This is a genomic window from Sinorhizobium sp. B11, from assembly GCA_039725955.1.
Lineage (GTDB): Bacteria > Pseudomonadota > Alphaproteobacteria > Rhizobiales > Rhizobiaceae > Rhizobium.
Genome location: CP091034.1, coordinates 1,920,071 through 1,933,035, shown reverse-complemented (window position 1 = coordinate 1,933,035; position 12,965 = coordinate 1,920,071). Strand labels below are relative to the sequence as shown.

At 60.2% G+C, this 12,965-nt stretch carries 15 protein-coding genes; 7 read left to right on the top strand and 8 right to left on the bottom strand.

Annotated elements, in window-relative coordinates:
• The first annotated feature begins 89 nt into the window (after window positions 1–89).
• The 7 genes from crcB to LVY75_19370 all read left to right on the top strand — a co-directional run bounded on the left by crcB (window position 90) and on the right by LVY75_19370 (window position 5,716).
• On the top strand, window positions 90–467 hold the full coding sequence (crcB, locus tag LVY75_19400; GenBank protein XAZ25320.1) for a fluoride efflux transporter CrcB: 378 nt from the start codon (window positions 90–92) through the stop codon (window positions 465–467).
• Between the two features lie 96 nt (window positions 468–563).
• Window positions 564–1,556, top strand: coding sequence for an RluA family pseudouridine synthase (locus LVY75_19395; GenBank protein ID XAZ25319.1), 993 nt, complete (start codon window positions 564–566; stop codon window positions 1,554–1,556).
• Window positions 1,553–2,206 carry an HAD-IA family hydrolase gene (locus tag LVY75_19390; protein XAZ25318.1) on the top strand — a complete coding sequence of 218 codons (654 nt, stop codon included), beginning with the start codon at window positions 1,553–1,555 and terminating at the stop codon, window positions 2,204–2,206. The genes LVY75_19395 and LVY75_19390 overlap by 4 nt, the downstream gene beginning before the upstream one ends.
• Window positions 2,207–2,215: 9 nt before the next feature.
• Window positions 2,216–3,001 (top strand): ATP12 family chaperone protein, encoded by a 786-nt coding sequence (locus tag LVY75_19385; protein ID XAZ25317.1) that lies wholly within the window; start codon window positions 2,216–2,218, stop codon window positions 2,999–3,001.
• Window positions 3,002–3,069: 68 nt separating this feature from the next.
• Window positions 3,070–3,522, top strand: a complete 453-nt coding sequence (locus tag LVY75_19380) for a hypothetical protein (GenBank protein ID XAZ25316.1) — start codon at window positions 3,070–3,072, stop codon at window positions 3,520–3,522.
• Window positions 3,523–3,659: 137 nt separating this feature from the next.
• The gene (locus tag LVY75_19375) at window positions 3,660–5,192 is read left to right on the top strand and encodes an acyl-CoA carboxylase subunit beta (protein ID XAZ25315.1); all 1,533 of its coding nucleotides are present in this window, start codon (window positions 3,660–3,662) and stop codon (window positions 5,190–5,192) included.
• Between the two features lie 128 nt (window positions 5,193–5,320).
• Window positions 5,321–5,716, top strand: a complete 396-nt coding sequence (locus tag LVY75_19370; protein ID XAZ25314.1) for a DoxX family protein — start codon at window positions 5,321–5,323, stop codon at window positions 5,714–5,716.
• Between the two features lie 63 nt (window positions 5,717–5,779).
• On the opposite strand, the gene LVY75_19365 is transcribed toward LVY75_19370, so the two are convergent.
• The 8 genes from LVY75_19365 to LVY75_19330 form a co-directional block, all read right to left on the bottom strand.
• Window positions 5,780–6,079: a hypothetical protein gene (locus LVY75_19365; GenBank protein XAZ25758.1), complete on the bottom strand. Its 300-nt coding sequence runs from the start codon at window positions 6,077–6,079 to the stop codon at window positions 5,780–5,782.
• 396 nt (window positions 6,080–6,475) lie between these two features.
• Window positions 6,476–6,790, bottom strand: coding sequence for a quaternary ammonium compound efflux SMR transporter SugE (sugE, locus tag LVY75_19360; protein ID XAZ25757.1), 315 nt, complete (start codon window positions 6,788–6,790; stop codon window positions 6,476–6,478).
• Window positions 6,791–6,961: 171 nt separating this feature from the next.
• Window positions 6,962–7,405, bottom strand: coding sequence for a YaiI/YqxD family protein (locus LVY75_19355; protein XAZ25313.1), 444 nt, complete (start codon window positions 7,403–7,405; stop codon window positions 6,962–6,964).
• Window positions 7,406–7,415: 10 nt separating this feature from the next.
• On the bottom strand, window positions 7,416–7,889 hold the full coding sequence (locus LVY75_19350) for a GNAT family N-acetyltransferase (GenBank protein ID XAZ25312.1): 474 nt from the start codon (window positions 7,887–7,889) through the stop codon (window positions 7,416–7,418).
• On the bottom strand, window positions 7,889–9,016 hold the full coding sequence (locus tag LVY75_19345; GenBank protein XAZ25311.1) for an S-(hydroxymethyl)glutathione dehydrogenase/class III alcohol dehydrogenase: 1,128 nt from the start codon (window positions 9,014–9,016) through the stop codon (window positions 7,889–7,891). Before LVY75_19345 ends, LVY75_19350 begins: the two co-directional genes overlap by 1 nt.
• A 105-nt stretch (window positions 9,017–9,121) precedes the next feature.
• Complete coding sequence (locus LVY75_19340; GenBank protein ID XAZ25310.1) at window positions 9,122–11,131, bottom strand: acetyl/propionyl/methylcrotonyl-CoA carboxylase subunit alpha; 2,010 nt, start codon at window positions 11,129–11,131, stop codon at window positions 9,122–9,124.
• An 84-nt stretch (window positions 11,132–11,215) separates the two neighbouring features.
• The gene (locus LVY75_19335; GenBank protein ID XAZ25309.1) at window positions 11,216–11,920 is read right to left on the bottom strand and encodes a hypothetical protein; all 705 of its coding nucleotides are present in this window, start codon (window positions 11,918–11,920) and stop codon (window positions 11,216–11,218) included.
• Window positions 11,921–12,017: 97 nt separating this feature from the next.
• Complete coding sequence (locus tag LVY75_19330) at window positions 12,018–12,944, bottom strand: DMT family transporter (protein ID XAZ25308.1); 927 nt, start codon at window positions 12,942–12,944, stop codon at window positions 12,018–12,020.
• Between the last annotated feature and the right edge of the window lie 21 nt (window positions 12,945–12,965).

The window sequence follows — 12,965 nt, the reverse complement described above, 5'->3', positions numbered from 1 at the left end:
GGCTTAAGAAAATCATTCACATTTTACCGGATGGTAAGAATTCCACAGCTGCGATTGGAATCAGAGCGGAATCGCAATAAACCGGAGGCATGTTCCAGGCTCTGCTCGTCGCGGTCGGCGGCGCAATCGGTTCGCTTCTGCGCTATTATGTCGGCCTCGGCTCTCTGCGGCTCATGGGGCCGGGCTTCCCTTGGGGAACGCTCATCGTCAACGTCGTCGGCTGCTTCATTATCGGTGTCTTTGCCGAGATGATCATGCGCCGTTTCAATGCTTCGGTGGAACTGCGGCTGCTGCTGATCACCGGTTTTCTCGGCGGCTTTACCACCTTCTCCGCCTTCTCGCTGGATGCGATCACGCTGTTCGAGCGCGGCGAGGTTTTTGCCGGCGGCATCTATATCGCAGCAAGCGTCGGGCTCTCGATGGTCGCTGTCATGGCCGGCCTCGGCCTGATGCGCGCGCTCATCTGATTTCGATTCCGATTTCCGTTTTGCGAAAAATGCTCTAAAGGCAGCGGCAAGAGAGGCGCCGGCTTCGATCGCGCCCATATTTTCCGAAAGAATTCCATGGCAGGTATAGAACACATCAAGGTGGAGCCCGATGAAGCGGGCATGCGGCTCGACCGCTGGTTCAAGATCCACTACCCGGGTCTCGGCTTCGGCCCGTTGCAAAAGCTCTTGCGCTCCGGCCAGGTGCGTATCGATGGCGGCCGCGTCAAGTCGGATGCCCGCGTGCAACCCGGTCAGATGGTGCGCATACCGCCGCTCGATGTCGATGCCAAGGCGAAGGCCGGACCGATCGCCGGCAAGGATCTCAAGCATTCGAGCGATTTCGAACTGCTCTCGCGAATGGTGCTGCACGAAGACGAGAAGGTCATCGTGCTCAACAAGCCACCCGGTCTTGCTGTCCAGGGCGGCTCCGGTGTCGCCCGGCATATCGATCAGATGCTCGAAGCCTGGACCAGCCCGAAGGGTGAGAAGCCGCGCCTCGTTCACCGCCTCGACCGCGATACGTCGGGCGTGCTCGTGATTGCGCGCACCCGCGGTGCCGCGCAGAAGCTGACGGCTGCCTTCCGCGAGCGCGATACCAAGAAGACTTACTGGGCGCTGGTCAAGGGCGTGCCGCGCAAGCACGAGGACAGGATTTCGACCTGGCTCGTCAAGGAGCCGACGGCCGACGGCGATCGCATGCGCATCGCCAAGCATGGCGAGGAGGGCGCCGATCACGCGATTTCCTTCTACCGCGTGCGCGAGACGGCGGCCCAGAACCTGGCCTGGCTGGAGATGGAGCCCTATACGGGACGCACCCACCAGCTGCGCGTCCACGCGCTGCATATCGGCCACCCGATCATCGGCGATCCGAAATATTACGACGAAGATCCAAACTGGGATTTCCCCGGCGGCATCCAGAAGAAGCTGCATCTGCACGCACGCCATATCGATATCCCGCACCCGTCCGGCGGGCGCTTGCGTGTCAGTGCGCCGCTGCCACCGCACATGGTACAGACATGGAACCTGCTCGGCCTCGACCTTGCCGGGGCTGAGAGAGACGACGAATGAAACTCGCGCTTTTTGACTGTGACGGCACGCTGGTCGACAGTGCCGGGCTGATCCATGAAACCATGCGCCGCACCTTCGAAAAATTCGGCAAGCCCGAGCCGCGCTTCGAGGACACCAAGGCGATCATCGGCCTGACGCTCGATATCGCCATTGCCCGCATGCAGGGCAAGCCGCATGTCGAGCAGGAAGATGTCGACATGACCGCACACTACAAATCTCTGTTTTCGGTCGTGCGTCAGGATCTCGACTACCGCGAGCCGCTCTTTCCCGGCATTCGCGAGATGATCGATGCGCTTACCGGGCGCGAGGATCTGCTGATCGGTGCGGTGACCGGCAAGTCCCGGCGCGGGCTGAAGCTCGTGATGGAGACGCACGGCTTCGACAAGCATTTCGTCGTTGCACGCACCGCCGACGATTGCCCCTCCAAGCCGCATCCGGCCATGGTGAGCGAATGCTGCGACGAAACCGGCATTGACGCGACCGACACCATTGTCATTGGTGACGCGATTTACGATATGCAGATGGCAAAGGCCGCCGGCGCCAAGGCGATCGGCGTTGCCTGGGGATATGCCAGCGTGGATGAGCTGATCGCCAACGGCGCCGATGCGATCGCCTATCATCCTGACGAGATCTTGCGCCATTTTTCCTGAGGTGAGCCCATGCGCGACCTGCTAAACGACCTTTCCGAAGACCTGAGCCATCCCGATCCGATCCGCCGCGCGCAGATCCAGATGAAGAAGCCGCTGCCAAAGCGTTTCTATCAGGCTGTTTCCGTCGAACCGAATGAGGACGGTTTCGCCATCATGCTCGACGGCAAGGCCGTGCGCACGCCGGCCCGCCAGATCCTGGCCGTGCCGAGCGAAGCGCTGGCAAAGCTCGTGGCCGCCGAATGGGACGCACAGCGCGAGGTCATCGATCCCTCGCTGATGCCGGCAACGCGCCTCGTCAACACGGCGATCGACGGTGTCGCGACAGACACGCAGGCCGTCTTCGAGGATATTCTGCGCTTTTCGTCAAGCGATCTGCTCTGCTATCGCGCCGATGGTCCGGAAAAGCTGGTCGAACGACAGATGGCACGCTGGGATCCGGTGCTCGACTGGGCAGCCGCCGATCTCGGCGCACGCTTCATCCTTGTCGAAGGCGTGATGCATCATGAGCAGCCGCGCGAGGCGATCGCCGCCTTCGGCTCTGCACTGCGCCGGCATGACAGTGCCCTCGAGCTCGCAGCTCTCCACACGATGACGACGATCACCGGTTCGGCGCTGCTGGCGCTTGCCATTGCCGAGACCGCGATCACGCCGGACGAAGCCTGGTCGCTCGCCCATCTCGATGAGGACTGGACCATCGAACATTGGGGAAGCGACGAAGAAGCCGAGCAGCGCCGGGCCAAGCGTTTTGAGGATTTCAAAGCGGCAACGGATGTTTTTTTCGCGCTAAGAGCCTGAATCATATTGCTTTGATGGGCTTTATGACCAAATCTGCGACTCCGGACGGGGATTTGCGGGAATTTGGAATGGCGTGGCTGAGGTCGAGAATTTGCCTGATGGCGCTTGTTTGCGTGGCGCTGACGGCCTGTGCCAGCCTTATGCCGAAGAAGCAGGAAAAGCCCGTCTATGACGTGCGCAGTGCCGTGGTGCTGTCCAGCACGACCATGTCGGCAGAGCTGCTCTCCGGCATCAACGATCGCGTCAACGCGGCCATCCGTGCAACGGTGCGCACGACCGAACTGCCGCGCGTGGTGCTGACGATTCGCATCGTTTCTGTCACAAAGGGTCTCGGCTTCCAGAAGGACCGCAACGTCGCCAAGGTCAGTATCGATGCCGCTTCCGTGGAGGACGGATCCGTCATTGCAGTTACATCCTTTGAGGTCACCAGCCTGACCGCAGATCCTGATCTGGCGGACCAAATTCTTGCGGAAGATATCGCGGCACGCGTGCGCTCCGCCTTCGCACTCAGCGGGCGATAGATCATTTCCGTTTCTCGTCGAATCCGGAATGATCTATCTCTTTGTTTTAACGCAATTCCGCATGCAAAACCGCTGCGCAGATTTGCTGGAATTGCCCGAGCTGTAAAATCGGCCGTTACAAGCGGCGAGGGGAAATCATGAAGGATATTCTTGAAGAACTCGAACGCCGCCGCGGTATTGCCCGTCTCGGCGGTGGCCAGCAGCGTATCGACGCGCAGCACCAGCGCGGCAAGCTGACGGCGCGCGAGCGCATCGATCTTTTCCTCGACGAAGGCTCTTTCGAAGAGTTCGACATGTTCGTGGAGCACCGCTCCACCGATTTCGGCATGGACAAGAGCCGCATCGCCGGCGACGGCGTGGTGACCGGCTGGGGCACGGTCAACGGCCGGACCGTCTTTGTCTTTGCCAAGGATTTCACCGTCTTCGGCGGCTCGCTCTCGGAAGCCCATGCCGAGAAGATCATCAAGGTGCAGGATATGGCGCTGAAGAACCGCGCCCCTATCATCGGCATCTATGATGCGGGCGGCGCGCGCATCCAGGAGGGGGTAGCGGCGCTTGGCGGATATGCGGAGGTCTTCCAGCGTAACGTGCTGGCTTCCGGCGTCATTCCGCAGATCTCCGTCATCATGGGACCATGCGCCGGCGGCGACGTCTATTCGCCCGCCATGACGGACTTCATCTTCATGGTGCGCGACACGTCCTACATGTTCGTCACCGGTCCCGATGTGGTCAAGACGGTCACCAACGAGACCGTGACGTCGGAGGAACTCGGCGGCGCCAGCGTGCACACGACACGCTCGTCGATCGCGGACGGCGCCTATGACAATGATGTCGATACGCTCAGCCAGGTGCGACGCCTCATCGACTTCCTGCCGCAGTCGAACACATCGCCGGTGCCGGAAATCGAATGGTACCAGTCGGTGACGGACGCGGACAATTCGCTGGACACGCTGATCCCCGCCAATGCGAACAAGCCCTACGACATCAAGGAACTGATCCAGAAGGTGGCGGACGAGGGGGATTTTTTCGAGATCCAGGCGAGCTTTGCCAAGAATATCGTCTGCGGTTTCGGGCGTATCGAGGGTTCGACGGTCGGCTTCGTCGCCAATCAGCCGATGGTGCTCGCCGGCGTGCTCGACAGCGACGCCTCGCGCAAGGCGGCGCGCTTCGTGCGCTTCTGCGACTGCTTCAACATTCCGATCGTCACTTTCGTCGACGTACCGGGTTTCCTGCCGGGCACGGCACAGGAATATGGCGGGCTCATCAAGCACGGCGCCAAGCTGCTTTTTGCCTATGCGGAGGCAACGGTTCCGAAGCTGACGGTCATTACCCGCAAGGCCTTCGGCGGTGCCTACGACGTGATGGCATCCAAGCATCTGCGCGGCGATTTGAACTATGCCTGGCCGACGGCGCAGATCGCCGTCATGGGCGCCAAGGGTACTGTCGAGATCATCTTCCGCAAGGATATCGCCGATCCGGAAAAGATCGCCGCGCACACGAAGATGTACGAGGACCGTTTCCTGTCACCTTTCGTGGCTGCCGAACGCGGCTATGTCGATGAGGTGATCATGCCGCATTCGACACGGCGGCGGCTGGCGCGCGGGTTGAAGATGTTGAAGAACAAGGACCTCAGCAATCCGTGGAAGAAGCACGACAACATTCCGCTATGATCGAATAAAACAGCCTATTCAAGTGTTTATCCACAGTCAAAGTTGTGAACGCCTGTCAGCAAATTGTGTCTTCAGTCGTCGATAGAGACACGATAACGCTCGGCAGTACACCCTTAAGGAGAGTCTTTATGTCAACTTTCGAGCGTCTATCTGCCTACCGCCCCTATGGTCTGGCCGCTCTCAGAATCATGACCGCGCTTCTGTTCATCGAGCACGGTACGATGAAGCTTTTCGGCTTCCCGGCCGCCCAAGGCGACGGGCCGCTGTCCACCTTATTCCTGATTGCGGCATTGCTGGAAACCTTTGGCGGTATCCTCATTCTCATCGGCTTCGCAACACGACCGGTAGCCTTCCTGCTGTCGGGCGAAATGGCGATCGCCTATTTCATGGCGCATATGCCGCACAGCTTCTTCCCGGCTCTCAACCAGGGCGACGGCGCGGTGCTGTTCTGCTTCATCTTCCTCTACCTGTTCTTTGCCGGCGCCGGTGCATGGTCCGTCGATAACCGAAACGCATCAGCGTGACGTCTTAGCCCTCGGCCTGGATGTGGAAGCGCCTAGCAGGCGCTTCCACATTCGGACGTCTGTCTAGATATTGCCAGGAGGCGCAAAAAAGCAGTTCACGTCGTTTTCCGTCGGATGAAGACAGATGTGATAACGGCCGTCTCCGGACGGAATCTCATCCCCGTACGGAATGAAAAAGAGATGCGGTCTGGTGGCAAGCGGATGATCTCCGGCACGCAGAAAGACGGAAAAACCGCGATGCCCTGGCCTGACATCCAGCGTTGGAATGGCATCACAATCCCGGTGTAGTTGATCAGACTTGCAACAGGCAGGTGGGTAGGTCCAGCCGCTCTCTGTCTCATGAGCGTCGGTTCTATCCGACATGCTGGCCAGGATTGCCGCTGTTGCGGCCAGAAATACTGTCGAAGTCCCTGTTGTCATTGCATACCTCCTTGGAGGCAGCCCGTCGAAAAACGCCGAGAGCGTGCTCGCTGATAGTCAAGAATACGACGTCTTGTTGACGCATCGATCAATCGTTTCCCATCCGGACGCGAAACTTCCGGCAACTGCGGATGAGGCCGCAAAGGAAACGAATTACAGCTTAAATGCGGGGAGAGCGCCTTCGCCACCAAGCTGGCAGGCATGGTACTCTCCCGAGAAGATCGGGTAAAATCAAACCCTCGGCCGCCAGGCTTGAGGGTTAAGGAATTTCGGGTTGAGGGCATTGGTTTGGGCCACGGGTTTTCTTCCCGCGGCCCTGTTTATTTCTGATGATTGCCTTCAGGCCGTCAGCTTGAGACCGGCGATGCCTGCAACAATAAGAGCAATGCAGATCAGGCGCGAGGCGCTTGCGGCATCGCCCAGAAGCCAGACACCGAGCAGGACTGTGCCGACCGTGCCGATACCGGTCCAGATCGCGTAGGCCGTGCCGATCGGCAGGGTTTTAACGGCAAGACCGAGCAAGATGACACTCACCACCATAGAAATGACCGTGAGGATGGTCGGCATAGGACGAGTGAAACCATCGGTATATTTCAGACCGATTGCCCAACCACATTCAAAAAGGCCAGCGAGAAAAAGCAGGAACCACGCCATCATACTCTCCATATCAAGAGCGAGGCCGTCCCCGCGACTTTTGCGACCCGGGCAGACCCGAGCGCCGCAGTCGTCTGCGTCGCACTTCATATGGACGAGGGAACGGCTGACTTCAAGCTAGGAATTGGCATAGCTGCCATGCCACCCGATTCCAGCGCCCGGAGAATGAAGTCAGGCGTTCTTGGCGCGGCGGCAAAGACGATCGAACGTTTCGAGAAAACGCGACCGGTCCTTGGGGCTGAAGACGGCGTTGTAGCCCTTGCTCTCACCGGTTTCACGCAGATGCGCGCCGAGATCGCGCATGGCGCTTGCCATGCCGATATTCGTTTCGTCGAAGACACGGCCCGTCGGACCGGTCACGAAGGAGCCCTTGGCGACACAGCGGACCGCAAGCGGCACATCGGCGGTGACGACGACATCTGTCGGGCCGGTATTGTCGGCAATCCAGTTATCGGCAGCGTCGAAGGCGTTGGAGACGATGACGTTGCGCACCATCGGGTCGCGGGACGGGCGCAGGCCCGAATTGGCGACGAAGGTCACTTCCATTCCGAGGCGTTCGGCCACTTTCAGGATTTCGGGTTTGACGGGACAGGCATCGGCATCGACATAGATCATGGCGATATCCTCAAGCGGGCTTGGTGGCCAGCGGACGGACCATATCGATATGGGGAATGCCGTCTTCGAGATATTCCTCCGAGGTTTTCACGAAACCGAAGGATTCATAGAAGCGGCGCAAATGCGCCTGCGCGGAGAGGGCAATCGGATTTGCCGGATAAAGCCTTTCGCAGGCAGCGATCGATTCGCTCATCAGCGCATCGCCAAGTCGCTTGCCGCGATGAGCGGGAGAGACGACGACGCGGCCGACCTTTGCCGGATCTTGCGCACCGTAGGGCTTCAAGAGCCGTGTCGAGCCGAGCAGTTCGCCGCCCTCCATGAGCCGCAGATGCAAGGCATCGATATCCTTGCCGTCCAGTTCCGGATAGGGGCAGTTCTGCTCGACGACGAAGACATCCACACGCATCCGCAGGAGGTCGTAGAGCTCTCGCGCGGAGAGCTCGTCGAGACTTTTGACATCAGCCGTGTAGGCAATCGCAGCCATCAATAGACCACGACGCCGCGGATGCTCTCACCCTTGTGCATGAGATCGAAGCCCTTGTTGATGTCTTCGAGCGGCATGGTGTGGGTGATCATCGGGTCGATCTGGATCTTGCCTTCCATGTACCAGTCGACGATCTTCGGCACGTCGGTGCGGCCACGGGCGCCGCCGAAGGCCGTGCCCATCCAGTTGCGGCCGGTGACGAGCTGGAAGGGACGCGTGGAGATTTCCTGGCCGGCGCCGGCGACGCCGATGATGACGGACTTGCCCCAGCCGCGGTGGCTGGATTCCAGTGCCTGGCGCATGACCTTGGTGTTGCCGGTGCAATCGAAGGTGTAATCGGCGCCGCCGATCAGGTCGCCATGGCGCTTCGTCATGTTGACGAGATGGGGCACGATGTCATCGCCGACCTCCTTCGGGTTGACGAAATGCGTCATGCCGAACTTCTCGCCCCATGCCTTGCGGTCGGGGTTGATATCGACGCCGATGATCATGTCGGCACCGGCAAGACGCAGGCCCTGAAGAACATTGAGGCCGATACCGCCGAGACCGAAGACGATGGCCGTCGAGCCGATCTCGACCTTGGCCGTGTTGATGACGGCGCCGATGCCCGTCGTCACACCGCAGCCGATATAGCAGACCTTGTCGAAGGGAGCGTCGGGATTGATCTTGGCCAGCGCGATCTCCGGCAGAACGGTGAAGTTCGCGAAGGTCGAGCAGCCCATATAGTGGTGGATCTTGTCCTTGCCGATCGAGAAGCGCGAGGTGCCGTCAGGCATGACGCCCTGGCCCTGGGTCGCGCGGATTGAGGTGCAGAGATTGGTCTTGCGCGAGGTGCAGGAATAGCACTCGCGGCATTCCGGCGTGTAGAGCGGAATGACATGGTCGCCCTTCTTGAGCGATGTGACGCCGGGGCCGACATCCACAACGATGCCCGCGCCTTCATGGCCAAGGATCGCCGGGAAGAGACCTTCCGGATCGGCGCCCGACAGCGTGAAATCATCGGTGTGGCAGATGCCCGTCGCCTTGACCTCGATCAGCACTTCGCCGGCCTTCGGGCCGTCGAGCTGAACGGTCATGACCTCAAGGGGTTTTCCTGCCTGAACGGCAACGGCGGCGCGAACATCCATCTTCGATCTCCTCGTGATTTGCGTGGCGGACTCTTGCACGCTCCGCAAGGGTGGCTCAAGCACAAAAAAGGCTTAGAGGGCCATCCGGAAATCGTGGTCGATGCTTCAGGCGAATTCCATGATGACGGCATCGACAGCGAGGCTCTCGCCGGGCGCGGCCTTGATCTTGCCGACGACGAGATCGCGCTCGGCGCGCAGTACATTTTCCATCTTCATGGCTTCGACGACGGCAAGCGTCTCTCCAGCCTTGACCTCCTGGCCCTCGGCGACGGCAATAGAGACGACGAGGCCCGGCATGGGGCAGAGCAGGAGCTTGGACGTATCCGGCGGCAGCTTGACCGGCATCAGGCGGTCGAGCTCGGCATGGCGGGGCGTGAAGATCCGCGCCTTGACCGAAAGGCCCTGCCAGTCGATGCGCAGGCCATTGAGGATCGGTCGGATCTGCGCGGTCACCGGGCGGCTGGCAATCCTGCCATGCCAGACCGGGTCGCCCGGTCGCCAATCGGTGACAACGGTTTCGGTGCGGCCGGCAACCTCCATTTCCATCTCGAAGGGGATGGTGACGAGGCCATCGACCAGTTTCACCGGCACGTAATTTCCGCCGAACTTGACGACCCATTCTTCGCGCAACGGGCCGCTTGCCTGCCGCAGACGATCGGCAAAACCTTCGCGGCGCCCGGCCTCGATCAGGGAAACGGAAAGCGCGATGGCGGCAAGGGCTGCCTCTTCCGCCTCATCCGGCGCCATCGGCGCAAATCCCTCGGGATATTCCTCCGCAATGAAGCCGGTGGAGAGGCGGCCTTCGCGCCAGCGCGGATGTTTCATGAGGGCCGAGAGGAAGGGAACATTATGCTCGATGCCATCGACCACAAAAGCATCCAGCGCCTGTCCCATGGCTTCCACCGCCTGCAGGCGGCTCGGCGCCCAGGTGCAGAGCTTGGCGATCATCGGGTCGTAGTACATGGAGATTTCAGCGCCTTCGAAAACGCCGGTATCATTGCGTATGATGACGTCGCCGGTGCGGCCTTCCGCCGGCGGGCGGTAGCGCGTTAGGCGTCCGATCGAGGGCAGGAAGTTGCGGTAGGGATCTTCGGCATAGAGGCGGCTTTCCACCGCCCAGCCGTTGAGCTTGATATCCTTCTGCGCGAAGGGCAGCTTTTCCCCGGCAGCAACGCGGATCATCTGCTCGACGAGATCGATGCCGGTCACCAGCTCCGTCACAGGATGCTCGACCTGCAGTCGCGTATTCATTTCTAGGAAATAGAAATTGCGGTCGCGGTCGACAATGAATTCCACCGTGCCGGCACTCTGGTAATCGACGGCCTTGGCCAGCGCCACGGACTGCTCGCCCATGGCAGCGCGGGTCTTCTCGTCGAGGAAAGGCGAGGGCGCTTCTTCGGCGACCTTCTGGTTCCGGCGCTGGATGGAGCATTCGCGCTCGCCGAGATAGACGACGTTGCCATGCGCATCGGCCAGAACCTGGATTTCGATATGGCGCGGATCGACGACATATTTCTCGATGAAGACGCGGTCGTCGCCGAACGAACTCTTGGCTTCCGAGCGGGCGCGGTCGAAACCATCGCGTACTTCCGCTTGCGTCCATGCAATGCGCATGCCCTTGCCACCGCCGCCGGCCGACGCCTTTATCATCACGGGATAGCCGATCTCGGCGGCGATCTTTTCAGCGTGTGCCGGATCCTCGATCACGCCGAGATAGCCGGGAACGGTGGAAACCTTGGCGGCATTGGCGAATTTCTTCGATTCGATCTTGTCGCCCATCGCCATGATGGCCTTGGGCTTCGGACCGATGAAGACGATGCCCTGCTTTTCCAAGGCCTCGCAGAATGAGGCGCGCTCGGACAGGAAGCCGTAGCCGGGATGCACGGCTTCGGCACCGGTTTCCTTGCAGGCGGCGATGATCTTGTCGGCGACGAGATAGCTTTCGGCTGCCGGGGCAGGGCCGATATGAACAGCCTCATCGGCCATTTCGACATGCAGGGCATCCCGATCCGCATCCGAATAGACCGCAACGGTGGCAATGCCCATGCGGCGAGCGGTTTTGATCACGCGGCAGGCAATCTCGCCGCGATTCGCGATCAGGATCTTCTTGAACATCGAGTCTCCACCCAGGAAATGCGCTCCGGAGTTTTACGCATAAAAAGCCGGAACGCACAATCGGGCTGAGAAATCACCGGCAGATCAGGCAACTGCGGCAGCGGCAACCGGCTCTTCATCGATAATACGAAGCCAGCGGCTCCGCCTCGGCTGGGCATAGTCCCTGAGTTCGACCGCGGCCATGATCTCGCCCCAGCGCTGATGATTGGCGCCAGGCTGGGTTACCGCATCAATGCGCTGCAGCACGCCATATTCGACCGGCGACACGCCGATGACGCCGCCGTCGCTGACGTTTCTCAAAACACGCATCAGGTAATCCACATCCTGCCGCGTGATGCTCTTGCGGTCGGTCGCGCGGGTCAGCTTGTAGCCGCCGAGATCCTCTGAGAGCGCCAGGCGGAGCTGATCGAGCGCCAGGGCGCGCAGCTCATCGGGTACGTGGGCGCTGAGCTCCATGACATGCAGGATGAGCTCCAGCTCGAGGGCGGAATTGACGACGCCGTCGGTCGTGAACATGCGCATGATCCATGCGACATTGATCTCGTCCAGCGAGCCCTGCGGATAGGTGTAATCGACGATGAAGCCTGCCAGCTGTTCGATGAAAAACGTGTTCCACTCGGGGCATTTTTCGGGGCAGGAATTATTGAGCGCCAACAACACTACGACATGATCGGAAGTCCGGATTCCCTCCGGGAAGGTGTGTTTGCGCAAAAGCACAATGTCTTCGGCCGTCAGCCGATGCTTCCCGGCGATGACACACGCCGGAAAAGCGAGACGGAACTCACTCATGTTTTATCTCCAGACTTCATCATGAAGCCGGAAATGGTTTTATCGGTGCCGAATTGAAGATCCCTCAAGAAGAAGGGTTAACTGCAGTTTGGGGATTTCACGCGGATTTTAATGATCGCGCCTGCACGCGCTCGCGCCAGATGATGAAGAGCCCCGATGCAACGATAATTGCGATGCCTATCCATTTGGAAAAATTAGGAAAATCACCGAAGAGGGCGTAACCGAGCACGGTCGCCGAAATGATTTCGAAATATTGGAAGGGTGCCAGCAGCGACAGTGGCGCGAGCCGGAAAGCCTTAACAACCAGCATGTGCGCATAGCCCGAAATCGTGCCCAGGATCAGCAGCAGGACGAGGCCGAGCCAAGAGGCCGGCAGGGAGGGCGTGAAGTCGGCATTGCCGAAGCTGTTTCCGACAAACATTGCGCCCGCCATGAAGATCGTACCGCCAATACCGGACATGGTCTGCATCGTCAGCGGCGAATCTGCCTCGCCGATGGCGCGGTTGAGGAAGAGATAGAGCGAGAAGAGGAAGGCGCAGAAGACCGGCAGCAGCGCCTTCAGGCCGAAAATCTCGTAGCTCGGCTGGATGACGATCATGGCGCCGCCGAACCCGACGACGATTGCCGTCCAGCGCCGCCAGCCGACCTTGTCGCCGAGGAAGAGCGCCGAAAGCGCCGTCAGCATGAAGGGCTCGACGAAATAGATGGCGAAGACATCAGCGAGCGGCATGTATTTGACGGCGACGAAGAAGAGCAGGCTTGCCGCACCATGCAGCGCGCCGCGAAGCAGGTTCATCCATGGGCGCTTGGCCGACAGAGCCCGCTTACCGAACATGGCAAAAAGGATCGGCAGGGTACAGACGAGCTGGAAGAAGAAGCGGTAGAAGGTTACCTGCCCGGGCGACATGCCCTCAAAGGTCGCCATATATTTTGCAATCGCATCCATCGTCGGCAGGATGGCCATGGCGCCGGCCATGATGGCCATGCCCCGGAGGGGATTCTGGGTGGAGGGAGATTCGGACATGACGGCTGCTTCTTGCGGATG

Coding starts and splice junctions, on each gene's coding strand:
- LVY75_19375 (XAZ25315.1), top strand. CDS start 3,660: ATGAAGGATATTCTTGAAGAACTCGAACGCCGCCGCGGTATTGCCCGT.
- LVY75_19365 (XAZ25758.1), bottom strand. CDS start 6,079: ATGTCGGATAGAACCGACGCTCATGAGACAGAGAGCGGCTGGACCTAC.
- LVY75_19370 (XAZ25314.1), top strand. CDS start 5,321: ATGTCAACTTTCGAGCGTCTATCTGCCTACCGCCCCTATGGTCTGGCC.
- LVY75_19395 (XAZ25319.1), top strand. CDS start 564: ATGGCAGGTATAGAACACATCAAGGTGGAGCCCGATGAAGCGGGCATG.
- LVY75_19340 (XAZ25310.1), bottom strand. CDS start 11,131: ATGTTCAAGAAGATCCTGATCGCGAATCGCGGCGAGATTGCCTGCCGC.
- LVY75_19385 (XAZ25317.1), top strand. CDS start 2,216: ATGCGCGACCTGCTAAACGACCTTTCCGAAGACCTGAGCCATCCCGAT.
- crcB (XAZ25320.1), top strand. CDS start 90: ATGTTCCAGGCTCTGCTCGTCGCGGTCGGCGGCGCAATCGGTTCGCTT.
- LVY75_19355 (XAZ25313.1), bottom strand. CDS start 7,405: ATGATCTATGTCGATGCCGATGCCTGTCCCGTCAAACCCGAAATCCTG.
- sugE (XAZ25757.1), bottom strand. CDS start 6,790: ATGGCGTGGTTCCTGCTTTTTCTCGCTGGCCTTTTTGAATGTGGTTGG.
- LVY75_19345 (XAZ25311.1), bottom strand. CDS start 9,016: ATGGATGTTCGCGCCGCCGTTGCCGTTCAGGCAGGAAAACCCCTTGAG.
- LVY75_19330 (XAZ25308.1), bottom strand. CDS start 12,944: ATGTCCGAATCTCCCTCCACCCAGAATCCCCTCCGGGGCATGGCCATC.
- LVY75_19380 (XAZ25316.1), top strand. CDS start 3,070: ATGGCGTGGCTGAGGTCGAGAATTTGCCTGATGGCGCTTGTTTGCGTG.
- LVY75_19350 (XAZ25312.1), bottom strand. CDS start 7,889: ATGGCTGCGATTGCCTACACGGCTGATGTCAAAAGTCTCGACGAGCTC.
- LVY75_19390 (XAZ25318.1), top strand. CDS start 1,553: ATGAAACTCGCGCTTTTTGACTGTGACGGCACGCTGGTCGACAGTGCC.
- LVY75_19335 (XAZ25309.1), bottom strand. CDS start 11,920: ATGAGTGAGTTCCGTCTCGCTTTTCCGGCGTGTGTCATCGCCGGGAAG.